General features: G+C 62.9%; 21 protein-coding genes. 18 read left to right on the top strand and 3 right to left on the bottom strand.

Annotated elements, in window-relative coordinates; translation table 11 throughout:
• The first annotated feature begins 116 nt into the window (after window positions 1-116).
• The 4 genes from O9Z63_RS06645 to O9Z63_RS06630 all read left to right on the top strand — a co-directional run bounded on the left by O9Z63_RS06645 (window position 117) and on the right by O9Z63_RS06630 (window position 6,489).
• Window positions 117-968, top strand: a complete 852-nt coding sequence (locus O9Z63_RS06645; protein WP_270128531.1) for a hypothetical protein — start codon at window positions 117-119, stop codon at window positions 966-968.
• A gap of 123 nt (window positions 969-1,091) precedes the next feature.
• Entirely contained in the window at window positions 1,092-1,919 is an 828-nt protein-coding gene (locus O9Z63_RS06640; protein ID WP_270128530.1) for a carboxypeptidase-like regulatory domain-containing protein, read from the top strand.
• Between the two features lie 79 nt (window positions 1,920-1,998).
• Window positions 1,999-2,874 carry a carboxypeptidase-like regulatory domain-containing protein gene (locus O9Z63_RS06635; protein WP_333490336.1) on the top strand — a complete coding sequence of 292 codons (876 nt, stop codon included), beginning with the start codon at window positions 1,999-2,001 and terminating at the stop codon, window positions 2,872-2,874.
• A gap of 141 nt (window positions 2,875-3,015) precedes the next feature.
• Window positions 3,016-6,489 (top strand): methylmalonyl-CoA mutase family protein, encoded by a 3,474-nt coding sequence (locus O9Z63_RS06630; RefSeq protein ID WP_270128528.1) that lies wholly within the window; start codon window positions 3,016-3,018, stop codon window positions 6,487-6,489.
• Between the two features lie 130 nt (window positions 6,490-6,619).
• Here the strand turns inward: O9Z63_RS06630 and O9Z63_RS06625 are convergent, their stop codons facing one another.
• The gene (locus O9Z63_RS06625) at window positions 6,620-6,763 is read right to left on the bottom strand and encodes a hypothetical protein (protein ID WP_270128527.1); all 144 of its coding nucleotides are present in this window, start codon (window positions 6,761-6,763) and stop codon (window positions 6,620-6,622) included.
• A gap of 404 nt (window positions 6,764-7,167) precedes the next feature.
• On the opposite strand from O9Z63_RS06625, the gene O9Z63_RS06620 reads away from it, so the two are divergent.
• From O9Z63_RS06620 to O9Z63_RS06600, 5 genes are all read left to right on the top strand, one after another.
• On the top strand, window positions 7,168-7,737 hold the full coding sequence (locus O9Z63_RS06620) for a transposase (RefSeq protein WP_270128526.1): 570 nt from the start codon (window positions 7,168-7,170) through the stop codon (window positions 7,735-7,737).
• A gap of 374 nt (window positions 7,738-8,111) precedes the next feature.
• Window positions 8,112-8,747 carry an ABC transporter ATP-binding protein gene (locus tag O9Z63_RS06615; RefSeq protein ID WP_270128525.1) on the top strand — a complete coding sequence of 212 codons (636 nt, stop codon included), beginning with the start codon at window positions 8,112-8,114 and terminating at the stop codon, window positions 8,745-8,747.
• 17 nt (window positions 8,748-8,764) lie between these two features.
• Window positions 8,765-9,865 (top strand): hypothetical protein, encoded by a 1,101-nt coding sequence (locus tag O9Z63_RS06610; RefSeq protein ID WP_270128524.1) that lies wholly within the window; start codon window positions 8,765-8,767, stop codon window positions 9,863-9,865.
• Window positions 9,866-9,990: 125 nt separating this feature from the next.
• Window positions 9,991-11,814 (top strand): peptidoglycan D,D-transpeptidase FtsI family protein, encoded by a 1,824-nt coding sequence (locus O9Z63_RS06605; RefSeq protein WP_270128523.1) that lies wholly within the window; start codon window positions 9,991-9,993, stop codon window positions 11,812-11,814.
• A 433-nt stretch (window positions 11,815-12,247) separates the two neighbouring features.
• Complete coding sequence (locus tag O9Z63_RS06600) at window positions 12,248-14,590, top strand: amylo-alpha-1,6-glucosidase (RefSeq protein ID WP_270128522.1); 2,343 nt, start codon at window positions 12,248-12,250, stop codon at window positions 14,588-14,590.
• 302 nt (window positions 14,591-14,892) lie between these two features.
• Here O9Z63_RS06600 and O9Z63_RS06595 read toward each other — a convergent pair whose 3' ends face one another.
• A complete protein-coding gene (locus tag O9Z63_RS06595; RefSeq protein WP_270128521.1) occupies window positions 14,893-15,771 on the bottom strand; it encodes a DoxX family protein in 879 nt (292 codons plus the stop codon).
• Between the two features lie 227 nt (window positions 15,772-15,998).
• Between O9Z63_RS06595 and O9Z63_RS06590 the strand changes: the two genes are divergently transcribed.
• The 3 genes from O9Z63_RS06590 to O9Z63_RS06580 all read left to right on the top strand — a co-directional run bounded on the left by O9Z63_RS06590 (window position 15,999) and on the right by O9Z63_RS06580 (window position 19,194).
• Entirely contained in the window at window positions 15,999-17,069 is a 1,071-nt protein-coding gene (locus O9Z63_RS06590) for a serine hydrolase domain-containing protein (RefSeq protein WP_270128520.1), read from the top strand.
• Window positions 17,070-17,189: 120 nt separating this feature from the next.
• Window positions 17,190-18,065 (top strand): aldo/keto reductase, encoded by an 876-nt coding sequence (locus O9Z63_RS06585; protein WP_270128519.1) that lies wholly within the window; start codon window positions 17,190-17,192, stop codon window positions 18,063-18,065.
• 67 nt (window positions 18,066-18,132) lie between these two features.
• Window positions 18,133-19,194: an OmpA family protein gene (locus O9Z63_RS06580; protein WP_270128518.1), complete on the top strand. Its 1,062-nt coding sequence runs from the start codon at window positions 18,133-18,135 to the stop codon at window positions 19,192-19,194.
• Between the two features lie 115 nt (window positions 19,195-19,309).
• Here the strand turns inward: O9Z63_RS06580 and O9Z63_RS06575 are convergent, their stop codons facing one another.
• Window positions 19,310-19,807: a hypothetical protein gene (locus O9Z63_RS06575; protein ID WP_270128517.1), complete on the bottom strand. Its 498-nt coding sequence runs from the start codon at window positions 19,805-19,807 to the stop codon at window positions 19,310-19,312.
• 6 nt (window positions 19,808-19,813) lie between these two features.
• Here O9Z63_RS06575 and O9Z63_RS06570 point away from each other — a divergent pair, with 6 nt between their 5' ends.
• The 6 genes from O9Z63_RS06570 to O9Z63_RS06545 all read left to right on the top strand — a co-directional run bounded on the left by O9Z63_RS06570 (window position 19,814) and on the right by O9Z63_RS06545 (window position 24,967).
• Window positions 19,814-19,987, top strand: coding sequence for a hypothetical protein (locus O9Z63_RS06570; RefSeq protein ID WP_270128516.1), 174 nt, complete (start codon window positions 19,814-19,816; stop codon window positions 19,985-19,987).
• A gap of 93 nt (window positions 19,988-20,080) precedes the next feature.
• Window positions 20,081-21,079: an alpha/beta hydrolase gene (locus O9Z63_RS06565; protein ID WP_270128515.1), complete on the top strand. Its 999-nt coding sequence runs from the start codon at window positions 20,081-20,083 to the stop codon at window positions 21,077-21,079.
• Window positions 21,080-21,235: 156 nt separating this feature from the next.
• Window positions 21,236-21,370, top strand: a complete 135-nt coding sequence (locus O9Z63_RS06560; RefSeq protein WP_270128514.1) for a hypothetical protein — start codon at window positions 21,236-21,238, stop codon at window positions 21,368-21,370.
• 256 nt (window positions 21,371-21,626) lie between these two features.
• Window positions 21,627-22,259: an FKBP-type peptidyl-prolyl cis-trans isomerase gene (locus tag O9Z63_RS06555; RefSeq protein ID WP_270128513.1), complete on the top strand. Its 633-nt coding sequence runs from the start codon at window positions 21,627-21,629 to the stop codon at window positions 22,257-22,259.
• Between the two features lie 96 nt (window positions 22,260-22,355).
• A complete protein-coding gene (locus tag O9Z63_RS06550; RefSeq protein ID WP_270128512.1) occupies window positions 22,356-22,910 on the top strand; it encodes a hypothetical protein in 555 nt (184 codons plus the stop codon).
• Between the two features lie 122 nt (window positions 22,911-23,032).
• Entirely contained in the window at window positions 23,033-24,967 is a 1,935-nt protein-coding gene (locus O9Z63_RS06545; protein ID WP_270128511.1) for a KUP/HAK/KT family potassium transporter, read from the top strand.
• The last annotated feature ends 127 nt before the right edge of the window (window positions 24,968-25,094 follow it).

Raw genomic sequence — 25,094 nt, 5'->3', positions numbered from 1 at the left:
TAACTACCCGAAACAGCCGAGCTGCCTGATGGCAGTTCGGCTGTTTCTGTTTTAGGGGATTTCCAACGCACTGCATCTGGCGGCAAGTTTCTACTTTTAGTGCTTGCTGCTGCCATATGGATATCCAGTCTTCTACCCATCACCCCCTCGCCCAGTCGGATACCGGCAAAGCCACGCTGGCGGCGGCCAACGCCACTATTCTTTACCTGCTGGCCTATTTGCTGCTGCAGGGCCTGTACCAGCTCTCTACTATTTGCATGGCGGCGCGGCTGGGCATCCGGGGCGTTTGGCAGCTGGGCCGGGTTCAGTTTCAAATGGCCGATGCGGAATGGTGGCAGGCGGCCGTGCTGGCGGTGTACGGCATCGGGCCGGTGGTGTGCGGCGGGATGGCGCTGGCGGCGCTGGCGTGGTTCTGGAAACGGGCGCGGCTGCAACGGGGCCTGTTCAAGCAGTTTCTGCTGTGGGTGATGCTGCACGGCTGCAACCTCTCGCTGGGCGTGCTGGCCGCCGATACGCTTACGCAGTCGGGGGCGTGGTACGTGCCGAGCTGGCTGTTCCGGGCCGGCAACGGCCTGAACGTGGGAGTGGCCATCCTGGCCGCCGCGGCGCAGATTGGCCTGGGGTTTCTGGCGGCGCGGGTGTTTCTGCAAAGCCACGACTCCATCACGCTGATGCAGCACCACAACCGCCGCCGCCTGCTGCTGGCTACCGTGGTGGTGCCGTGGGTGGTGGGCTCCCTCCTGCTGGCGGCCTTTTACTTCCCCGCCCAAACCCTCACCGAGCAGCTCCACGCCGTGCTGCTGCTCCTGCTGCTGGGCCCGATGGGGATGGCCAGCAGCACCGAGTTTTTCGAGGGCACCATCGCGCAGCCCGGCCGGCCGCGGCTGGCGCTGGGGTTGCTGCTGCTACTGGCCGGGGCGCTGGTAGTGGGCCGGCTGGTGCTGGCCCGCGGCGTGCCTTTCGGCTGATATGCGGCAGGCCGTTACCAGCGGCACTTCTTTTACTTCATTGCTTACCGGAGCCTGCCAGCGGCGGGCCCATTTCGTATGATTAGGTTATTACTAGCTATAGTGTGCTCGGCGGCGCTGGGCATGGCCCCTTATTCCGCGTCGGCACAGACGGCTCCGGTGCAGGTGGTGGAAGGCCAGGTGCTGAACGCCCATACCAACGAGCCGGTGCCCTTCGCCACGCTGGGCTTTCCAGGCCGCGGCCTCGGCACCGTGGCCGATGAGCAGGGCCGCTACCTGCTCCGCCTCCCTCCCAACCTCTCCGACACGCTGGTAGTAACCAGCGTGGGCTTTGCACGCACCACCGTAGCGCCGGCCGCTTTGGCCCGTGGGCAACGGGTGTTTCAGGTGGCCCCGCTGGCGGTGGCGCTGGACGGTGCCGTGGCCGAGCACGCCCGGATGCACCCGGCCCAGCTGGGCCGCAGCACCGCCACCGGCGACCTGCCCTGGACCGGCGGCTCCAGCGGCAAGGAAACCGTAGACGATGAGTGGGGCTGGGAGCTGGGCGCCATCCTGCGGCCCGCGCACCGCACCTACCTGGAGGAATTCCACGTGTTCCTGTCGGCCAACACCTACGAGCAGCTGCGCTTCCGCCTGAACCTGTATACCCTGGAAAACGGCCGGCCGGGCCGGCCGCTGCTCACCAAAGACATTCAGCTTACCTGCACGAACAAGGCCCGCGGCTGGCACACCATCGACCTGCGCCCTTACGCCCTGGAACTGGCCGCCCAGCCGGTAGTGGTCACCATCCAGTGGCTGCAAAGCGAGAAAACCGCTCCGGAGGACAAGTACTTTTCCATCCCGGTCACGCGCCAGCGTCAGCAGGTGATGGTAGAGCGCGAGAACAGCGAGGCCGTCTGGACGCTGCACCCGCTGCAGCCCAGCCTGTATTTTACGGTGCTGGAGGAGTAGGCTGTACGCAGGTGCAACCCATCAGCCAGTAAATGGCCTCTATTGCTATATAACTTATACCTCTATTCATCCTATCTGCATGAATTCTTTGATTTGCGCTTCGCGCCTGTGCTTGCTTTCCCTCGCTATACCTGTGGGAGCGGCAGCTCAAAATCCCGACCAAGGCCTGATCAGCACTGCAAGCGGAACTCCGGTAGCGTATGCTTCTGTGGGCGTGCTGGGCAAACCCATCGGTACGGTAGCCAATGCGCAGGGCGCAGTTTCGCTTGCCCCATTCACTGCCGCCGCCCCTACCGATACAGTGGTTGTTTCCTGCGTCGGGTATCAGTCGCGGAAGGTGCTGGCCGCGGCGTTCAGTCGGCAGCCGGTTGTGCAGCTACAGCCGCAGGTCTACGCGCTGCAAGAAGTTAAGGTGAGTGCCAAAAGCTGGAAACGACACCGCATTGGCCGGGACGGAGCCTGGGGCATCACCTTCTACAACTTTCATCTGAATGCTGATAAAGATCCTGCCCAGAAGCTGGGCCGGGAAGTAGGCACCATTCTGCACGTTGCGCCCGGCAGCTACCTGGAAGATGCCTATGTTCATTTTGGGCAGAATGACTTCAAAAACCTGCGCTTTCGGCTCAACGTGCGCGCACTGGATGCCCAGGATCATCCAGCGGCCAGCTTACTGACCCAGGATATTCTGTTCACAGTAGCTAACCATGCTACCGGATGGCAGCACATCGACCTAAAACCCTATGAGGTGAATGTGGCGCAGCAAAAGCGGGTGGCCATCACCCTGGAATGGCTGGGGGGCGCCCCCGACGTGAAAAAAGACTGGTACTGCCTGACCATCCCGGCGGCTTTGTCAACTACCCATCGTATGGTTTTCCGCGATAAGTCCGAAGACCAGTGGAAAGTACAACTTGTCAATGTGAGCCTGTACGTCACGGCACTGAGTCCCAAAGGCTAGTGCCATTCTTAGTTGCTTAAATTGGAGGATAATAAATCTGTCAGGCACTTAGCTTAGTTTCTCCTGAAGGCCCCGACGCTACCGCGCCGGGGCTTTTTGCGTACCTTCGCTACCCCAAATTCCACCCAACATCTCCGCGCTATGCAAGCTGCTCCTGCTGCTCCTTATAAGCCCCAGAACCACATCCGCATCGTCACGGCCGCCGCGCTCTTCGACGGGCACGACGCTGCCATCAACATTATGCGCCGCATCATCCAGAGCAGCGGCGCCGAAGTGATTCACCTGGGCCACAACCGCTCGGTGCAGGAAATCGTGGACTGCGCCATTCAGGAAGATGCCCAGGCCATTGCCATTACCAGCTACCAGGGCGGCCACAACGAGTACTTCAAGTACATGCACGACCTGCTCAAGGAGCGGGGTGCGGGCCACATCCGCCTGTTTGGCGGCGGCGGCGGCGTGATTCTGCCCACCGAAATCGAGGACCTACACGCCTACGGCATCGAGCAGATCTACTCCCCCGACGCCGGCCGCGCCATGGGCCTGCAGGGCATGATCAACGACCTGCTCCAGCGCTGCGACTTCCCTACCGGCCAGAACCTGAACGGCGAAGTAAAGCACCTCAAGGAGAAAGACGCCCGCAGCATCGGCCGCCTGATTTCGGCCGCCGAAAACTTCCCCGAAGAGTTCGAAAAGGTGCGTCAGCAGCTTGTTGCCGACTTCCAGAAGACGGACAGCAGCCAGAATGACCTAAGCACCAAGCACGAGGCACCAGGCACTAAACCAACCCCAATCCTCGGCATCACCGGCACCGGCGGCGCGGGCAAGTCGAGCCTTGTGGATGAGCTGGTGCGGCGCTTTCTGATGGACTTTCCCGAGAAGACCATTGCCATCATCTCCGTAGACCCCAGCAAACGCAAGACTGGCGGGGCGCTTCTGGGTGACCGAATCCGGATGAACTCCATCAACTCGCCGCGGGTGTACATGCGCAGCCTGGCCACGCGCCAGAGCAACCTGGCCCTGAGCAAGTACGTGCAGGACGCCGTGGACGTGGTGCGCGCCGCCGAGTTCGACCTGATCATCCTCGAAACCTCCGGCATCGGGCAGAGTGACACCGAAATCATCGAGCACTCCGACGCCAGCCTCTACGTGATGACGCCCGAGTACGGGGCGGCCACCCAGCTGGAGAAAATCGACATGCTCGACTTCGCCGACGTCATTGCCCTCAACAAGTTCGACAAGCGCGGCGCCCTCGACGCCCTGCGCGACGTACGCAAGCAGTACCAGCGCAACCACGGCCACTGGGACAAGCCGCTCGATGACATGCCGGTGTTCGGCACCATCGCCTCGCAGTTCAACGACCCGGGCATGAACCGCCTGTACCGCGCTATCCTGAGCACCGTAGAAGCCAAGACCGGGGTTCCTTTCGCCTCGCAGCTAGCCACCAGCAAGGAGGACTCCGAGAAGATTTATATCATCCCGCCGCATCGCACGCGTTACCTTTCCGAAATCGCCGAAACCAACCGCCAATATGACCAGTGGGTTCAAAAACAAGCTGACGTTGCTCAACAGCTCTATGGCATCCGACAAGCCGTCGGAGCCGTCCAAAGTCTCGCAGGAAACCCCGCTGGCGGACCTGGCAGCGGGAACGGCAGCCACCAACCCGAGCCCGGAGCACTCGTGGCCGGCCTGGAGAGCACCTTCGAGGAGGTCAAACTCCGGCTGGACGGGCAGAACTGGAAACTCCTGGAAACCTGGCCGGCAAAAGTAGCCGCCTACAAGGCCCCGGAGTTTGTGTTTAAGGTGCGCGACAAGGAAATTCGCATCCAGACCCACACCACCAGCCTCTCCAACCAGCAGATTCCTAAGGTGAGCCTGCCGCGCTACACGGCCTGGGGCGACTTGCTGCGCTGGCAGCTCCAGGAAAACGTGCCCGGCGAGTTCCCGTACACGGCCGGCGTGTTTCCGTTTAAGCGCGAGGGCGAAGACCCGACGCGTATGTTTGCCGGCGAGGGTGGCCCCGAGCGCACCAACCGCCGCTTCCACTACGTGAGCATGGGCCTGCCCGCCAAGCGCCTGAGCACGGCCTTCGACTCGGTGACGCTCTACGGCGAAGACCCCGACGTGCGGCCCGACATCTACGGCAAAATCGGCAACGCCGGCGTGAGCATCGCCTGCCTCGACGACGCCAAGAAGCTCTACTCGGGCTTCAACCTGGCCAACCCCAGCACCTCGGTGTCGATGACCATCAACGGTCCGGCTGCCACGCTGGCTGCGTTCTTCATGAACGCCGCCATCGACCAGCAGTGCGAGCTGTACATTAAGGAGAACGGCCTGGAAGACGAGGTAAACCAGAAAATCGACGCTCTCTACCAGGGCCAGACCCGCCCCCGCTATCAGGGCGAGCTGCCTGCCGGCAACGACGGCCTGGGCCTCATGCTGCTCGGCGTGACCGGCGACCAGGTGCTGCCCGCCGACGTGTACGACACCATCAAGAAGCGCACCCTCAGCCAGGTGCGCGGCACCGTGCAGGCCGACATCCTCAAGGAAGACCAGGCCCAGAACACCTGCATCTTCAGCACCGAATTCGCCCTGCGCCTGATGGGCGACGTGCAGGAATACTTCATCAAGGAGAAGGTCCGCAATTTCTACTCGGTGTCGATTTCCGGCTACCACATTGCCGAGGCCGGCGCCAACCCGCTCACCCAGCTGGCCCTCACGCTCAGCAACGGCTTCACCTTCGTGGAGTACTATGTGAGCCGGGGCATGAGCGTGAACGACTTCGCCCCCAACCTCTCGTTCTTCTTCTCCAACGGCATCGACCCGGAGTACGCCGTGATTGGCCGCGTGGCGCGCCGCATCTGGGCCAAAGCCATGAAGCTGAAGTACGGCGCCGACGCCCGCAGCCAGATGCTGAAGTACCACATCCAGACCAGCGGCCGGAGCCTGCACGCCCAGGAAATCGACTTCAACGATATCCGCACCACCCTGCAGGCCCTCTACGCCATCTACGACAACTGCAACTCCCTGCACACCAACGCCTACGATGAGGCCATCACCACCCCCACCGAGGAATCGGTGCGCCGGGCTATGGCCATCCAGCTCATCATCAACCGGGAGCTGGGCTTAGCCAAAAACGAAAACCCGCTGCAGGGCTCCTTCATCATCGAGGAGCTGACCGACCTGGTGGAAGAGGCCATGCTGCTGGAGTTTGACCGCATCACGGAGCGCGGCGGCGTGCTGGGCGCTATGGAAACCATGTACCAGCGCGGCAAGATCCAGGAGGAAAGCATGCACTACGAGATGCTCAAGCACACGGGCGAGTACCCCATCATCGGCGTGAACACCTTCCTGTCTTCCAAAGGCTCGCCCACGGTGGTGCCCGCCGAGGTTATCCGCGCCACCGACGAGGAAAAGCAGTACCAGATCGAGATGCTCAACATCCTGCACACCCGCAACGCCGACCAGACCGAAGCGCGCCTCAAGCAGCTTCAGCAAGTCGCCATTGCCAACGGCAACCTCTTCGCCGAGCTGATGGAAACCGTGAAGTTCTGCTCCCTGGGGCAGATTACGAATGCGCTGTTCGAGGTTGGCGGGCAGTACCGCCGGAATATGTAATTCCTCTTTCGGACTAAGTTAAAAGGGCGCTACCTTGTCGGGGTAGCGCCCTTTTTTTATTCCAGAGCTTTTCATACATGATCCGAACTTACACATCTTATGCATTGACAATAATTTCAGGATTGCTACTCTATTTCATGTTTGCTGCTATGTCAGCAGTAGCAGCAGGCATTACATTGATACCAATTGCCAGCTTCGCAGGAAGCATATTGCATATTGGAATAAGTAGCTGGTTGTTTTTAATATTTCCTAAATCAGGAAAATCAGTTGCCATAGCCACAGCAATTATCATGTGCCTATGGCCGACATACGCTTGTATTGGGTACGCCATAAACAGTGATTTTGCTACTGCTCTACTTTACTTCCTACCCATTTTTATCAATGTCTTACTAATACGAAACCATATTAAGTCATTTCATAGCGTAAAGCGCATCTCCTCTAGATTACAAGTATTCCTCTCAGCTTTGCCAATAGCTTTCTTGGGATATATGATGTACTACTACATCATTTTATTCGCTTAAATAATGCAAACCATAAAGCTCCACGCTAAGCAATCCGGGCGGCGTTCTGTTGAGCAGTACCACCGGATGTAGAGACACATACTTGCGTCTCAATCGTTGCTGATGTTATTTACTGTGAACGAACCCCGGCGTCCTCGTTCAACGACGAGACGCAAATATGCGTCTCTACATAGATAGCGAATTATACCACGATAGATACCGGGTGGCGTCGGCCCGGCTACGGGGCTACGACTACGGGCAGAACGGGGCCTACTTCGTCACCATCTGTACCCAGCACCGCACCCGCTTCTTCGGCGACATCATCGTGCCCAACCACGACTGGGACCAGGCCAGCCTGGACCTCACGCCCGTGGCCACACTGGTACTGGACGGCTGGCAGCAGATTCCAGCTCGCTTTCCCTTCGTCACGCTGGATGCCTTCGTCCTCATGCCCGACCACCTGCACGGCCTGTTATTCTTCGATAAGCCTACCGAACCTACTCCGTCTCTGCATTACGAAAACCGCTTTGCGCCGCAGCGCGACAACCTGGCGGCCGTCCTGCGCGGCTTCAAGGCCGGCACCACTGCCCAGGCGCGCCGCGCCGGCTTGCCCCTCGCCTGGCAGCCCCGCTTCTACGACCGGGTAGTGCGCAGCCCCGAGGAGCTGGACAAAATCCGCCACTACATCCTCACTAACCCCACCCGCTGGCAGCACGAGCAATCCGGCGAAGAAGGCCTGTTCCGCTAGGTGTAGAGACGCGTATTCGCGTCACGTAGTTGAACAACCGGTACCACGTCACCCAAGCAACATCGCCAACGGTGTGGAGACGCATAGTCTTGTCGTTGAACGGGCGGTACCGCACCGAACCGCGCTGCCTAAACAACATCACCGCCGGTGTAGAGACGCATATTAGCGCCTCGTCGTTGAACGCGGCCAGTACCACGCCGCACTCCGCCGCCTAAACAACGTCAGCAACGATTGAGACGCGAATACGCGTCTCTACATCTGCCACGCATTTGAGCATAGTACAACAAGCAGGCGGTTCGGGCGTTGCTGACGGAAAAATATGACCTCTGCTGGGCAGGTCTGCTCCGGAACCTGCACCCTGCTTCTACTACTTTATGCTGACGCTACACAACTATCACAAAGCGTATAACGGCCACCTGATTCTTGACATCCCTGCTTTCACCATTGACTCCGGTGTTCACTGGCTGCGCGGGCACAACGGTTCCGGCAAAAGCACCTTCCTGAAAACGGTAGCCGGCATTATTTCCTTCGAGGGAGACATCAGCCTGCACAACACGCTCTCCATCAAAAAGCACCCGACGGACTACCGCAGCGCGGTGAATTTCGCCGAGGCCGAACCCGTATTTCCCGATTTCCTGACCGGCACCGAGTTGATCCAACTGTTTAAGTCGGCCAAAGAGGCGCCAGCGCGGCAGGAGGAACAGTATGTGGAGAGCATGGGCATGAGCGCCTACCTCTCCGACCGGATCAGCACCTATTCCAGCGGGATGCTCAAGAAACTGTCGCTGGCGCTGGCCTTCCTGGGGCGGCCGGCCTGCATCCTGCTCGACGAGCCCCTCACCACCCTGGACGTGGAGTCGCTGCCAGTGCTCTACGCCTGGATTGCCGACCAGCACCGGCAGGAAGGCACCACGTTTGTACTGTCGTCGCACCAGGCGTTTGAGGGGGAACTGCTGCCCGATGTGCGGGAAATTGTGGTGGACCGCCAGACGCTGCGGCACGCCCTATGAGCAGCGCCCACACACGCGTGCTGACCAGGCTTCTGGCCAAAGGATTTTACCAGGCGCACACCGGTCTGCTGCTCTCGCTGTTCATCCTTGTCTTCAGCAACTTCTTCTACACCAATGTCCTCAACCAAAGCCACCTGACGCCCGAGCAGCTCCTCGAAACGGCGCTGAAACTGGTCATATCCACTGTCAGTGAGCCGCTGGGCGTTTTGCTGTTTGCTGCTGTGCTGTTCTTCTACAGCGCCAAAACCTGGCAGTATGTTGGGGCGCGCCTCCAGGCCCCGGACACTACGTTTCTGTACTACAGCATCAATGCCCTGAGCCGGGCCCGGCAGCTGCGGGCGTGGGCGGTGGTGCAGCTTACGATGACATTGCCGCTGGTGGTGCTGGGCGGATATGCCATGGTGGTGGGTTTGGCCTACGGGTATTGGCTGGTGCCGCTGCTCCTCCCGGGGTACCTGCTGGCCCTCACCATGTACAGCGCCTGGCGCTACGTAGGCCTGACCAACAACCTGACCACCACTCCCGCTGGGTCGGCCGGACTTACGTGGCTGAGCACCTGGCCCAAGCCGTTGTTCAGCGTTTTTCTGTATGAAGTGCTTCTGCGCAAACGGATTCCTTACGCCGTTACCAAAGCCGCTTCGTTCATCAGTATTGCGCTTATTATCACCGTATTTCCCGCTTCCCATGCCGACCTCCGGCTCATCGGCCTGCTGGGCCTGTGCGTGGCCCTGAGTCACGCGGTGCTGGTGTATCAGGCCAGCGAGTTCGAGCTGACGTATCTGCGTTTTGCCCGCAACTTTCCCTACAGCAAAATGCGGCTATACGCCCAGCAGGTCGCTTTATACGGCATCCTGCTGCTGCCCGAGGCACTTTGGCTTTTCTGCATTACCACCGCGCCCAAGGCGCTTATCGGCAACCTGCTGATGCTCGGCGTTACGCTGCTGTTCCGGGCCGTGCTGTATTGGCTGGGGCTGCGCATGAAGTTGTATCTACGGATGGTATTCGGCGTGTTTATCGGTTTTCTGCTGATTGATTTGTTTGGCCTGACCGGGCTGCTGGCCGCCGGCAGCTTCCTGGCCGCCTGGGGTATGCTGTACTTCCACCGCTACGCCGAGTAGGCTCTGTTGGAGCGGTTATGGCTTTCGCGTGGGCTGTTCCGGCCCGTGGACCTGTTCGGGTGGCACCGAACCCCGTTCACCGAAAGCCACGCCGCAGAAGCCCGACAATTGGCTAGCTTTACCGCATGCGCACTGCCCTTATCAGCTGGCGGATAAGCCTGCTGGCACTGCTGGCCAGCCTGGCCGCCTGCTCCTCTCCCGACCAGCCAAATCACCCTCCCACTGCCCCCGACGTGCGCGTGCGCTACACCGCCCGCCGCGTGGTGCTGCCCCAAGTGCCGGAGCGCGGCCGCATCCTCGACCGCCACGACTCAGTGCTGGTAGCTACCCGGCCGCAGTTTCTGCTGCAGCTGCCGCGCCGCTACCCGCTCGATACCCTGGCCCTGGGCGTGCTGCTGGGCTGGGACTCCACCACCGTGCGGCGGCGCATCCAGGACGCCCTGCCCTACCCGGGCGCCGGCCCCGCCAGCTACCCCGGCCTGCTGCGCCTGACCGCCGCCGAAGTGCAGCGCGTGCGCCAGGACAGTGCCGCCTGGCCCCAGCTGAAGCTGGTGGAGCAGCGCCGCCGGGTGTACACTTCTCCGGCCGCGGCCCATGCCCTGGGCTACCTCAGCGCCGAGGCCCAGAGTTTCTACCGCCAGGCGCGCCGCACCGGGCGGGGCCGCTTCTACCGCCTGCGCAACGGCGGCGTGGAAAGCTACTACAACGGCTTGCTGCGCGGCCACCGCGGCTACCAGCACCCGCTGCTCGATAAGCAGGGCCGCCAGCACGGCAGCTGGGCCCCGGATACCGCCTTCCAGCAGGGCCAGGATCTGCACCTCACCCTGGATGTGAAGCTGCAGACTTACGCTGAGAAGCTGCTGGGCGGCCGCAAGGGCTACCTGGTGGCCCTCGACCCGCGCACCGGCGAAATCCTGGCGTACGTGTCGGGGCCGGTGTACCCGGCCAGCGCCCTCACCGCCCCCGACCAGGCTGGGGTGCGGGCCGAGCTGCTAACCCACGAGGATATGCCCCTGCTGAACCGGCCGGCCATGCTGGCCAACCCGCCCGGCTCGGTATTCAAGCTGGTGAATGCGGCCGTGGCCCTGCAGCTGGGCGCCATCAGCCCCGGCACCGCCTTCCGCTGCGACCAGAGCCTGGTGAGTTGCGTGCACCACCACCGGCCGGCCACCAGCCTCACGCTAGGCCTCAAGTACAGCTGCAACCCCTACTTCTACCAGGTGATGCAGGGCGTCATCAACCACGTGCCCGACTCGCTGGTGCAGGACACCGTGGCAGCCCGCCACGTCAACCTGACGCAGTGGCGGCGCTACGTGCGCTCCTTCGGCCTCGACTCGGTGCTGGGCGTGGATTTGCCCCGGGAGGCCCCAGGCTTCCTGCCCACGGCCGCCTACTACGACAAAACCCGGGGCAGCCGCCGCTGGACCTACCGCTCCATCTACTCACTCAGCATCGGCCAGGGCGAAATCAACCTGACGGGTTTGCAGATGGCCAACATGGCGGCCATTGTGGCCAACCGGGGCTGGTACTATCCGCCCCACCTGGTGCGCGGCGTGGGCGCGGGCGGCCCGCTGCCCCGCTTCCGGCAGAAGCGCCACACCCTCATCGACAGCGCCCACTTCGCGGCCCTGATACCCGGCATGGTGGCTGTAATGGAGCGCGGCGGCACCGCCGACGCCTCCAGCCTCGCCGACGTAGGCATTACCGTAGCGGGCAAAACCGGCACCGTGCAGAACGACGAGGGCGACGACCACGCCGCCTTCGTGGGCTTCGCCCCGGCCAACAACCCCAAAATTGCCGTGGCCGTGTACCTGGAAAACGGCGGCTTCGGGGCCACCGCCGCCGCCCCCTGCGCCGTGATGGTGATGGAAAAATACCTGCGCGGCTACGTAGCGCCCAAGCGCAAACATTGGGAACGGCGCATCATGAGCCGGGCGCGGCGGGAGTAACAGATATGTAGCAAGCCGGTGGCTTTGACAAGTTGTCTGTCATCCTGAGCAGCGCGAAGGACCTTATCACGTTGAAACGGGTTGTTCAAGCGTGTTAAGGTCCTTCGCGCTGCTCAGGATGACAGTTTTTAAGCCGCTTCATGATGATGGAACACGGGTGACGCCGGGGAAAGCCAGGTGAATTTTGAAACGGTGCCCCGGTCCGACGGCGTAGCTCGTCCGACCGGTTAGCTGCGTGCTGACGCAGGAACGACGATGCGCTAACAAACTCGGCCGACAACCGGTCGGACGAGCTACGCCCGTCGGACCGGGATACTGGGCCTGATTCCGCTCCAGAGGCATTGTTGAGCTGTACTGCAAACGGCTTTTCGACGACGGTGGGCGCGGCGGGCGGGCCTGAGGACTTACCTTTACCGCCCCTAGTCCGTTGCTTATGTCTTCCTTCCTGGTTCGCCGGGCCGCGCCGCTGCTGCTGCTGGCCGTGGCCGCCTGCACCGCTGGCCGCCCCGGCCGCCCCACTGCCATGTCCCGTCCCTCGGCCCCCGATTTGCTGGCGCAGATGCGCATGGTGGTGCCCCGCGCAGCCAACCGCCCGGTGTCGTTTACCAACAAAGCCGCCGCTTACTACTTCACCCAGACGCACCGCACCGACCACCCCGAGTGGAGCTGGTTTGAGGGCCTGAACGTAGCCAAAAACCGCGTGTTCGGCGGCTACGAGCTGTGGGTGAACGGCCAGCCCCTCGACAACGCCGCCGCTACCGAAGTGGCCGTGTACCCGCACCTGCTGCAGCGCCGACACGCCGGCGGCGCGGTGGAAACCCTGTGGCTGCTGGATGAGCGCAACGTGCTGGCCGTGGACCTCGACCAGACCCACAACGCGCCCCTGGCCCTGCACCTGAAAGGCGAAAAAGTAAACTTCCTGCGCCAGCAGGCCGACGTGGCGTTCTTCTCGGCGCGGGAGGGCAACTTCCTCATAGCCGTGGCCCCGCGCCAGGCCGGGCAGGCGCTGACGGTACAGAACCAACGCGCCCAGACTACCGGCGGCACCGGCTTTCTGGTGGCCGTGGGCAAGGATGAGGCCGAGGCCACGGCCCTGATTCGGGAGGCGCAGCAGCGGGGCGAGGAGCTGAAGCAGGCCCGCCGCACGCGCATGGGCGAGTACCTGCGCGGCCCCGTGTACCTGCACAGCCCCCACGACTCGCTGACCCAAGCCCTGCGCTGGCTGCACGCCACCACCGACCAGCTCATCACCCACCAGCAGGGCGAGGGCATTTACGCCGGGCTGCCGTGGTTCAACGAGTACTGGGGCCGCGACGAGTTCATCTCCCTGCCCGGCATGGCCCTGGTGACGGGGCAGTTCGGGCCCGCCCGGCGCATCCTGCTGTCGTTTGCCCAGTACCAGCAGCTCGACCCCACCTCGCGCTACTACGGGCGGGTGCCCAACATCGTCAACCCCAGCAACATCGACTACCACACCACCGACGGCACCCCGCGCTTCGTGCTGGGCCTGCAGGACTACGTGCGCTACTCCGGCGACACCTCCCTGGTGCGGCAGCTCTACCCCAACGTGCGGGCCAGCATTGAGGGGGCTCTGAAGTACTGGACCGACGACAAAGGCTACCTGCTGCACGAGGACAACGAAACCTGGATGGATGCCCGCGACCAGAACCTGGTGGCCTACACGCCCCGCGGCACCCGCGCCAACGACATCCAGGCCCTGTGGGTAGAGCAGCTGCGGGCCGGCGCGGCCTTCGCCGCTCTATTGCACGACGCCGGCCGCCAGCAGCAGTGGCAGCAGCTGGCCGACCGGGTGCAGGCCCACTTCGCCCGCGACTTCGCCCCCGACGCCCGGCACCCCTACTTGGCCGACCGCCTCGACGCCCAAAACCGCCCCGATTTCACCCTACGCCCCAACCAGCTCTACGCCCTCGACCTGGTGCCCGATGCCGCCCTGCGCCGCCAGGTGGTGCGCCAGTGCTGGCAGGAGCTGGTGTACCCATGGGGCGTGGCCTCGCTCAACCGCCAGGCCCCGGCCTTCCACCCCTACCACCTCGCCCCCGGCGTGTACCACAAGGATGCGGCCTACCACCGCGGGGCCGTGTGGCTCTGGAACAACGGCATTGCCATGCAGCGCATGCTGGAGGCCGGGCAGTCGGCCACGGCCTGGCAGCTGTTTGCGAACATGAACCGCCAAACCCTGACCCGCGGCGTGGTGGGCGGCCTGAGCGAAAACATGGACGCCTACCCGCACCCCGGCGAAGCCTGGCCCCGCCTCACCGGCACCTATCTGCAGGCCTGGTCCAACGCCGAGCAGCTGCGCGTGTGGTACCAGTACTTCCTCGGCATTCGCCCCGACCTGGGTACCGGCCGCCTCACCCTGGCCCCGCGCCTGCCCCAGGCCTGCCCGGCCCTCCGCTACACCGTGCGCCTCGGCGCGGGCCAGCTCGATGCCCAGTACCAGCCCGGCCCCACCGCCGCCCACAGCTACATCCTGCACGGCTTCAGCACTACCGCCGTGGTAGACGTAGCGCCCTTCCCCACCCAGGAAGTGCAGCTGCCCGACGGGGCCACGCTGCACCTGCACCAGTCGTCCCGGGAGCTGCGGGTGCAGGTGCTGGATGCCCAGGGCCGCCCCCTCGCCACCCACACCCTGCGCCCCAACGCGGCCCGCCAAGCCCAACAGCAGCAGGACGATGCCGCCCTGGCCGGCGTGCCCTTCGCCCAGCCCTTCGACCTCAGCCGCCACCCCATAATGCAGGTGGGCAAGAAGGAATAGATGCCTCACCCCGGCCCCTCTCCGGGGGAGAGGGGTGCGTTCTGGATGAGATGATCAGGTGCCGGAGTTGTGAACAGGAGTTATTTGCAGTTGAAGCTATTTAGAAAGTTCAGAACAGTCATGCTGAGCCCCGCGAAGCATCTCTACCGCTTCATCGAGCCAAAGCAGACGAAACGGTAGTGTTGTTTCGACAAACCTGTTAGAGCATCAATGACAGATCCATTAGATACAGAAGGCCGACGGATACGCATCGTTAGGCTCCCCCTCTCCCCAAGGAGAGGGGGCCGGGGGGTGAGGTCCCGCTACTGCGCCACGCCCAGCCGGGCCCGGTAGGTCACCGTGTCGCCAAGGCCGAACTCGATGCGGCGGTTATCCGCCCCGGCCAGCTCGAAGTCGCCGTTGAGGGTGAACTTGACTTCCGTGGTGCGGTAGCCGGTGTAGGTGGTCACGACGGCGCGGTAGAGGCTGTCGGGCACTACGGGCGTGAGGACCAGGTCCTGCTCCCAGCTCAGGGGCTTGTCGCGGCCGCGCAGGCCCACCTGCTTCACCGGGCCGTGGCCGCTCACGTTGAGCAGGTACACCACGGTTTTGTCGTGGGCGGGCTGCACGCAGCCGGGAAGCAGCAGCGCCAGCAGGGGCAGCAGCAGCAGGGCCGCGGCGGGGCGCCCCGGGGCCGCTGCCGGGGCGGTTGGGCGGCGGCTGAGCCAGCGGGCCAGCAGGTAATCGAGGCCGAAGCGGCCCGAGCCGAGCACCAGCGCCATCAGGCTGACCCATAGAAAGCCGGCGGCCGGCAGCGTATTCCACATGCCCTGCGGCAGCTGCTGCATGAAGATAGCCACCAGCATGGTGCAGCTAAGCAGGAAGGCCGACACCCGCGTACCCAGCCCGGCCAGCAGCAGCAGGCCACCCACGGCTTCGCTGAAGGCCCCCATCCAGGCAAAGAAGGCGGGCAGCAGGGCGAAGATGCCACCATACTCCGCCACATCGTTCGGGAACCAGAAGGCTACTTCAAACAAGCCTAGGTTGTTGTCGGGCGGTGACCAGGGCAGGCCGAACTTGGCGGCTCCGAACTCGGCGGTGAGCAGATAGCCGCACACCACGCGGGGCAGCAGCAGCAACGCATCCTGCCACCAATGGGGCAGCACAACGGGTTCGAGAAGCGGGCGTAGGGAGCGGAGCATGGCAGCGGGGGTTGGGGGTGAATGGAAAGACTTGTCTGGGCGGAATCAGCCAGGATGTGAGCCAAAGCACGGTAACTACCCACCTTCAGGTGCTTCAATTCATATATTGACACCCCAACCGGGTTGATATAGGACCTTTTTCGCGCATTTGCGCCGGTTGGAGCCTGGTTCTGGACCACCGCCTGCACCCATAACCCAGGCTTTTCCTATCGTATCAACTTGTAAGTATGTCCTTCTTATTCTGGTATCGGGTGCTAGTGGTGGGGTTGATGGTACTGCCCGTCGGGGGCTACGCGCAGGGCTCTATTACCCGGCTGCTCCGGGCCGAATACGAAGCCGGGCGTTTCAGCGGTACGGTGCTGGTGGCCCGCGAGGGCCGGCCCACCACCCGCATCAGCCACGGCCTAGCCAACCAGCAGTTCGCCGTTCCCATCGGCCCCGAGACCCGCTTTCCCATTGCGTCGCTGTCGAAGACGTTCACGGCCATTCTGGTGCTGCAACTGGTCGAGCAGAACCGGCTCCGCCTCACGGATAAAGTTGGTGTGTACCTGCCGGAGCTGCCGGCCAACTGCCAAGATATTACCCTGCTGGACCTGCTCACCCACCACTCGGGCCTGCAGAATGAGCCCAAGGATGCCTACGCCGCCCCGTACTCGCCGGCCCAGTACGTCAGCCGCTTTGTGCGCCACGACGAAGCCCGCCGGCCCGGCACGTTTCATTACAACAACGTGGATTACGTGGTGCTGACGCGGGTGCTGGAGGTAGTAACGCAGCAGCCGTTTGCCCGCCTGCTGCAGGCCCGCATCCTCACGCCGCTACGGATGTATGACTCGGGCGTGGTGCAGGAAGAACGGGTGATACCGCGCTTGGCCTATGGCTACCACAACTACACCTTCGGGGCCGGCACCGCCCGCGACACGCTTCGCAACGACGCGCCCCGCTACCTCTCCAACTACGCCGGGGCCGGGGCCCTCTACTCCACCGCCGCCGACCTGCTGCGCCTGACGGAAGCCCTGCGCCACCACACGCTGCTGTCGGCCGCTACCACGGCCGCGCTGGTGCGGCAGCCGCAGCAGTCAGCCTTCATCGACTACGCCCGGGGCTACCCCACCATCGGCTTTTACTACAACGACAAAACCCTGTCCCAGCCCGTGTTGGAACGGCGCGGCAGCATCGAGGGCTTCAACTCCGTCCTGCTTACCGACCCGGAATTCCGCCATGTCATTATTCTACTGACCAACACCGACGCCGCCGACCTGGAAGTGCTGGCCGATAAGATCTACAAGGCGGCTCGTTGAGTACTCATCCCACTGCCGAAGCACCAACGGCTGCACCGTTTAATCTGACGTAACACAGATTGCCAGCGCCCGGCACTCAGCTGATTCTTTGGTAATCCTACCCCCTCATCCTTTCCTGCTATGACGTCCACTATCACCATTGCCCCGCGCTCTGCCCACCCGCTTACTGTTTCGCGGCTGGGCTACGGCACCATGCGCCTCACCGGGCCCGACATCTGGGGCGAGCCGGCTAACCGCCCCGAGGCCCTGCAGATTCTGCGCGAAGCCGTGGACGCGGGCGTCACCTTCCTCGACACGGCCGACTACTACGGCGAGGACGTGACCAACCGCCTCATCCGCGAGGCCCTGCACCCCTACCCGGCCGAACTGGTTATCTGCACCAAAGTGGGGGCCACCCGCCGCCCCGATAAAAGCTGGGTGCCCTATAACCGCCCCGAGCAGCTGCGGGCCAGCATCGACAACAACCTGCGCACCCTGGGCCAGGAGCAGATTCAGCTGGTACACCTGCGGCTGATGGGCGCGGGCCCGGTGCCGCTCGACGAGCAGCTGGGCGCCATGTTTGAGCTGCAGCGCGAAGGCAAGGTGTTGCACGTGGGCCTGAGCAACGTCACGCGGGCGGAGCTGGAAGCGGGGCTGCAGCAGGGACCCATTGCCACCGTCGAGAACATGTACGGCCACGCCCAGCGCATCACCCTGGTGCACGCCCACGGCACTAACCCTGGCGGCGAGGAGGTGCTGGACCTGTGCGAGCAGCATGGCATCCCGCTCATTCCGTTCTTCTCGCTGCTTCACGCTTTGCCCCAGGCCGATACCCGCGTGGCCGAAGTAGCCCGCCGCCACGGCGTTACGGAGGCCCAGCTCAACATTGCCTGGCTGCTGCACAAGTCGCCTTGGCTGCTGCCGATTCCGGGTACCTCCCGGCTAACTCACCTGCGCGAGAACCTGGCCGCCGCCACTATCCGGTTGAGCGCCGAGGAAATGGCGTATCTGGAGTAGCGGGCCGGTTGCAACCTCCCGCCGCCAAGCCCGACTCTTTTCGGCGAATCTGATTTTACTTCGTGGCATGAAACGCAGCTTTTGGTTGGTGGTGCTGACTCTGCTGAGCCTGGCTTCCACGCAGGCCCAATCCCTGACGGGCGAATGGCAGGGCGTAGAAACTGACACCGGGGAGCCCGGGGCCGTGTGGCCGGCGGTGCTTCGGCTCCAGAAAAGCTCCGGCACCAACGTATTTGGGGTGCTGTATCAGGAAGTGGGCGGCGAGCCGGGCGTATCGGCCACGTTTCAGATGGCCGGCACGCGCACGGCCGCCGGCCTGCGGCTGGAGCACGTGCGCAAGCTCACCGAAACCGGCCGCACGCCCTTTTCCTACTGGTGCGAAGGCTCTATCACCTTCACCTACGACCCGGCCCTGGAAAAGCTGACCGGGCGCGCCACCTACACCCCCCTCAACGACTGCGACAAAGGCACCCTCACGTTCTACCGGGTCCGGCTGAAATCAGACGCCACCGTGCCGGCCGGCGTCGAAACCACGCTGCGCGTGTCGGGCCGCAACGTGCTGTGGTACACCGACGCTAGTTTGAAGCAGCCCGTGGCTACCGGCAACATCTACCGCACCAAGCTCAGTAAAACCACCACTTTCTACCTGCGCCAGAGCTACTACCCCACCCGCCAGAGCACAGCCGTGCCCATCACCATCCGGGTGAGTGGCACGCCCCCCGCTGCCACCCCGGCCCCGACGCCCCCCACCCCAACCGCGCCCCCCGACACCACCCGCCCGGCCCCGCTGGTAGCCGATCGGCCGGTAGTGCTGCCCACGGTGCTGTTCCGGCTGGGCACGGCCGAGCTGCTGCCCGAAGCGCAGCCGGCCCTGCAGCAGCTGGCAGCCGAGCTCAAAGCCCGCCCCAGCCTGCGCTTGCGCGTAGCCGGCCACACCGACCGCATCGGGGAACCCCAGAAAAACCAGGTCTTGAGTGAGCAGCGGGCCGAGGCCGTAAAGCAGCGTCTGGTGCAGTTGGGAGTGGAAGAGGCCCGCATCAGCACTACCGGCTACGGCGACGCCCGCCCCCTACACCCCTCGCCCGACGCCCGCAACCGCCGCGTAGAAGTATCAGCCGAAGCAGAGTGACGCTGCTGAGCGCAAGAACCGTGGCTAAACTTGGCCAGCTTTATAAAGGGGAAGTGGCCACCTCTGAGCTCAGAGGCGGCCACTTTCATTCAGGAATACGCCTGACGCAGGCGCTTTATTTAGCTGGCACCGGCTGGGCGGCCGGGTGGCGGCGCTCTTCTTCCTTCTGGTAGAAAGCCAGCTCCTGCTGGTAAGGGGCGTAGTTCCAGTCGGGGCGGGCGGTGGCGGCGGTGCGGGCGGCCGTGGTGAGGGCCGTCAGCTGCTCTGGGCTCAGCACCGAGGCGGTGGAGTCGGCCAGCAAGGCCTGGTGGCGCTGCTCCAGCAGGGCTTCGAGGGCTTGGATTTCGGGGCCGCCTTTGCCTTTGAAGGTTTCGGGGGCCGTGCGTTTGCGCTGGACACTCTGCCCGCGGTAATTGAACAGCGTAACGCCCCGGCCCAGCGTTGGCGTGGCGGCAGCTCCTTCTGATTTGGGGGCGCCGGCCTTCGCCTTTTTCTGGCGGGCGGCCAGCGTAGCCACCGAAACCGCGGCCCGGGTTCCGCCCATAATCAGCCCGATCTGGGCCTGCGCCTGCTGAATAGTGAGCACCGCTGCCAGGGTAAGAATATACTTCATAATAAAATGAAAGAGGTAATTGAAGAAGGGCGCAAGCTACGGAAGAATCCTACACTCGAAGTATCTGTCGGCGCACCTGAGCACAGTAAACTCATTCATGGCGAAATCACCGGCCTGTCAGCCGCCGCGGGCCCACTTTACTTGGAAGCAGGTACGGCGGCCGCAATGGCTGTTTACTGAGTTGCCCGGGTTTTTGCCGGCTTATTATGCATTCGTAAACGGGTATGCGCCGTAGCTTAGGGCCAGTTCTATCCGCTCTTCATCACCTCCCGTATGCCGCGCCCTACCTATTGTTCAGGCTTCCTAAAAACGCTGCTGCTGGCCGGCGCCCTCTGGTCATCGGCAGCTGTGGCGCAGCAGCCAGCCGCCCAGCGCGACACTTCGTTCACGGTACACAGCGCCTACACCAAAGCCAAAGTCCAGCATCCATACATCAGCATCGCCCGGCCGCCGGTGCCGGCCACCATCCGCAGCCAGACCAACCTCACGTACTGCACCGAAAACGGCCGGGCGCTGCAGTTGGACGTCTTCTACCCCAAGAGCAAGCGGCGCCAACGGTTTCCGGGTGTGCTGCTGGTGCACGGCGGCGGCTGGCGCTCCGGCGACCGAAGCCAGCACGTGCCAATGGCCCAGCAGCTGGCGGCGCGGGGCTTCGTGGCCGTCACAGCCGAGTACCGCCTGAGCCCGGAAGCCCCTTACCCGGCCGCCGTGCAGGACCTGAAAACCGCCCTGCGCTGGCTGCGCGCCCACGCCCGCCCCTACGCCCTCGATACCAGCCGGGTGGCCGTGTGGGGCTTCTCGGCGGGCGGCCAGCTGGCGGCCCTCGTGGGCACCACCAACCACGACCCGCTCTACGAAGCCGGCGCTTGCTTCCGCAGCCGCTCCAGCAGCGTGCAGGCAATCGTCGATGTGGATGGCATCCTGGCCTTCCTGCACCCGGAATCCGGCGAGGGCGACGACAGCAAGAGCCTTTCGGCCGCCACGCAGTGGTTTGGCAGCAACAAGCTCACCCGCCCCGAGCTGTGGCAGCAGGGCTCCGCCCTCAGCCACCTCAGCCCCAACACCCCGCCCACCCTGTTCATCAACAGCGGCGTGGCGCGCATGCACGCCGGCCGCGACGACATGATGCGCCAGCTCACGGGCCTGCACATCTACACCGAGCTCCATTATTTTCCGGAGGCGCCGCATCCGTTTCCGCTCTTTCATCCCTGGTTCACGCCCACGCTGGATTACACGGTCAGTTTCCTGAACAAGGTATTTCCGCAGCCCTGAATACTCGGGCACTGGTAGCGTACAGCTTGCTGCCTGCGCGGCTGTACCGGTAACAGAAGCCTAACAAAAATATGATGCTTGCATAACAAATTATCGAGCAGGCCGTAGTATCTTTGCAGCCATCAAGCTGATCTGCATCTACATACCCTCTTTGTTATGAACAAGCGCAACGCCGCCCTTTCTTCGCTGCTGGTACTCGGAAGCCTTGGCTCGCTGAGCTATCTGGCCGCGCAGGTTCTGGATCTGAACCTGTTTTTTGACCTCCGCGACGAGGAGGAGCTGCACTTCTAGGCAGCTGCCTTTTCCGCCGTTTTGCCCGAACCCTGCCCCCCAGCAGGGTTCGTTTGGTTTGGGCCCGTAAACAAAGCCCGATTCAGAATCAGGGGCTTAGCAGATTAGCGGCAAAAAACCACATCTATTCTCAGCTGTTTTCGGTACTTCACAGTCCGGAAGCCCGTGGTGGGCCCCGGGTATCTTTCATCGGCTACCACTCCGGCCGGGTGGCGCAGCGCCACGGCGGGCCGGAAACAGCCAAAACCACTGATTTATGAACCTGAGTAGCCTCAAAGAGCAGATCAGCTACATCATCGGGCGCGACATGGCCCGCAATTTCTCCCAGCAGGGCCTGGACCTGGATATCGACATTCTGGCCGGCAGCATGAAGGAGGCCCTGAGCGGCGAGCCCAGCCGCCTCAGCCAGGAGCAGGTACAGGAAGCCATGATGCAACTGCAGCAGCAGATGGGTGGCCCCGAAGAAGACGACGACACCACTAACGACGCAGCCATGAACAACAACAAAGCAGAAGGCGAGGCATTCCTGGCCGAAAACAAGAGCAAGCCCGGCATCACGACGCTGCCCAGTGGCCTGCAATACGAAGTCCTGACCGAAGGCAGCGGCCGCAAGCCCGGCCCTACCTCGCAGGTAACCACCCACTACCACGGCACGCTGCTCAACGGCAACGTATTCGACAGCTCCTACCAGCGCGGCCAGCCGGCCACGTTTGGCGTAAACCAAGTAATTGCGGGCTGGACAGAAGCTCTGCAGCTGATGCCCGAAGGCTCGAAGTGGCGCCTCTACATCCCATCGGATATGGCCTACGGCAAGCGTGGCGCCGGCCGCGACATCGGCCCCGACTCGACGCTCATCTTCGACGTTGAGCTGCTGAAAGTCAACAACTAGTGTAACCAGTCCTTCGCCCGGCTACTGTGGAATCGGTGCCGCCCTATTGGGGCGGACGGCTCCGGGGTAGCCGGGCGAACCTGTTATAGCCCTGCCGTGTCTGCCTTCCCTGCCGAAGAACTTTCTCCCGACCCCGCCGCGCCGCAGCAGCCGGCTTACTCGCCGGCACTACCCCTGCCGGCGCCCCCGCCCCTGCCTACCCTCCGCAGCGACGATGGCCGCCTGGTGCTCACCGACGACTCGCTACAGGTGAACGGGCAGCGCTATGCGTTGCTGGAGCTGGAAGCCGTGGAGGTGCACCACGTGCGGTGGCTGCTGTGGTTTCTGCTGGGCGGCTTCACGCTGGCCGGCTTCCTGCTGGGGCTGCTGCAAAACTGGGTGCGCACCATGCCGGCCGCGCTGGGCCTCACCGTGGGCGCCGTGCTGCTGGCCTGGGGCCAGCGCGGCACCAACCGCCTGCGCCTGCACCGCCTGGGCCGCGAAACCGCCAACTTTGCCCTGCCCGGCGAGCTGCCTGGCTGGCAGAAGCTGGTAGCCGAAGCCAACCGCCGCATTCAGCGCCGCCACGATGAAGCGGCCCGCGCGGCTGCCGAGGCGCTGTGGGCCGCCCAGGCCGCTATGCTGCCCCCTGAGCTGCCGGCCCCGGAATAGCCGCCGCTGATTTTCTCTTTTACTCCGGCTTTCTTTCCGCGTATTGCGTAAGGGCTCGTTTGCGCGCCTTCCCCTACCTTTGGGCGCTTTTTACGGCACCATTTCCTTCTCTTATTCCACACATGGACGCCAAACATTCGCACACGGCCATTTCTACGGCAGGTCTGCTCATTGCCCTCGGCATCATCTACGGCGACATCGGTACATCGCCGCTCTACGTAATGAAGGCCATTGTTCCGGAGCAGATTACGCCCATGCTGGTTTACGGCGGCATCTCCTGCGTATTCTGGACCCTGACGCTGCAGACCACCATCAAGTATGTGATGCTCACCCTCAACGCCGACAACAACGGCGAGGGCGGCATCTTCTCGCTGTATGCGCTGGTGCGGCGTCGCGGGGCTTGGCTTTCGGCTGTGGCTATCATCGGGGGCTCGGCCCTGCTGGCCGACGGAGTGATTACGCCGCCCATTTCAGTTTCCTCGGCCATTGAAGGGTTGGAAACGGTGTACCCGAATATTCCCACCGTGCCCATTGTCATCGGTATTATTGCGGGGCTGTTTCTGCTCCAGAGCTTTGGTACTCAGATTGTAGGCAAGGCATTTGGGCCCATCATGTTCGTCTGGTTCTCGATGCTGGCTGCCTTGGGCGTAAACGGCATTCTGGATCATCCGGAAATTCTGAAAGCCCTCAACCCCTACTACGCCTACGACCTGCTGGTGAACTACCCGGGCGGTTTCTGGCTGCTGGGCGCTGTGTTCCTGTGCACCACCGGGGCCGAGGCGCTCTACTCCGACCTGGGCCACTGCGGCAAGGGCAACATCCGCATCAGCTGGGTGTTCGTCAAGACTTGCTTGGTACTCAACTACATGGGCCAGGGCGGCTGGCTGCTGGCGCACCAGGGCGAGATGCTCAACAAGCGCAACCCGTTCTATGAGCTGATGCCGGAGTGGTTCCTGCTCATCGGCATCGGCATTGCCACCATTGCGGCCATCATTGCCTCGCAGGCCCTGATTACGGGTTCGTTTACGCTCGTAGCCGAGGCTATCCGTCTCAACATGTGGCCCAAAGTGAAGCTCAACTACCCCACCGACGTGAAAGGCCAGCTCTACGTGCCCAGCATGAACCGGCTGCTATTGCTGGGCTGCATTGCCGTGGTGCTCTACTTCCAGAAGTCGGAAAACATGGAAGCGGCTTACGGTTTGGCCATCACGCTGACCATGCTCATGACCACCATTCTGCTCACCATCTGGCTGCGCACTAAGCGGGTGCCGCTGCCGGCCATTGCGCTGTTTGTGCTGGTGTACGGCGCCATCGAAGGCTCCTTCTTGATTGCCAACCTCATCAAGTTCCCGCACGGCGGCTGGGTGTCGCTGGCCATTGGCGCCACGCTGATGGGCGTGATGTACGTGTGGCTGCGGGCGTTCTACATCAAGCGCCGCCTCACAGAGTTTGTGAAGATTGAGCCGTACGTGGAGGCCCTCAAGGAGCTCAGCAACGACGAAACCGTCTCGAAATACGCCACGCACCTCGTGTTCATGTCGTCGGCCGAGCGGCAGTCGGAAATTGAAAGCAAGATCATCTACTCCATCTTTCAGAAGCGCCCCAAGCGCGCCGATATCTACTGGTTTGTGCACGTAGACACCACCGACGAGCCGTATACCATGGAGTATAAGGTAACGGAGCTGGCCCAGGACGACGTGTTCCGCATCACGTTCCGGCTGGGTTTCCGGGTGGAGCAGCGCATCAACCTGTACTTCCGCAAGGTGGTGGAAGACTTGGTGCGCAACAAAGAGGTGGATATCACCTCCCGCTACGAGTCTTTGAGCAAGCAGCACGTGACCGGCGACTTCCGCTTTGTGGTGCTGGAGAAGTTCCTGTCGGTGGAAAACGAGTTTCCGTGGGCCGAGAAGCTGGTGATGCAGGCGTACTTCTACATTAAGCAGTTCATTGCCTCCGAAGACAAATACTTCGGCCTCGATACCAGCTCGGTGAAAGTGGAAAAGGTGCCGCTCGTCATCACGCCGGTGCGCGACGTGGCCCTGAAGCGGATTCAATAACGCTTCCCAATTGCGGCTGCTCTCCCTGTAAAAAGCGCCTCACTGCCAGTCAGTGAGGCGCTTTTGCGTTTCGGCTATCTAGCGTAGGTTCTCCCGAAAATTAGGCAAGCCGAATACTTGCATTTTG

This window comes from Hymenobacter yonginensis, from assembly GCF_027625995.1.
GTDB classification, from domain to species: Bacteria; Bacteroidota; Bacteroidia; order Cytophagales; family Hymenobacteraceae; genus Hymenobacter; species Hymenobacter yonginensis.
This window is presented reverse-complemented; position numbering and strand designations above follow the sequence as displayed.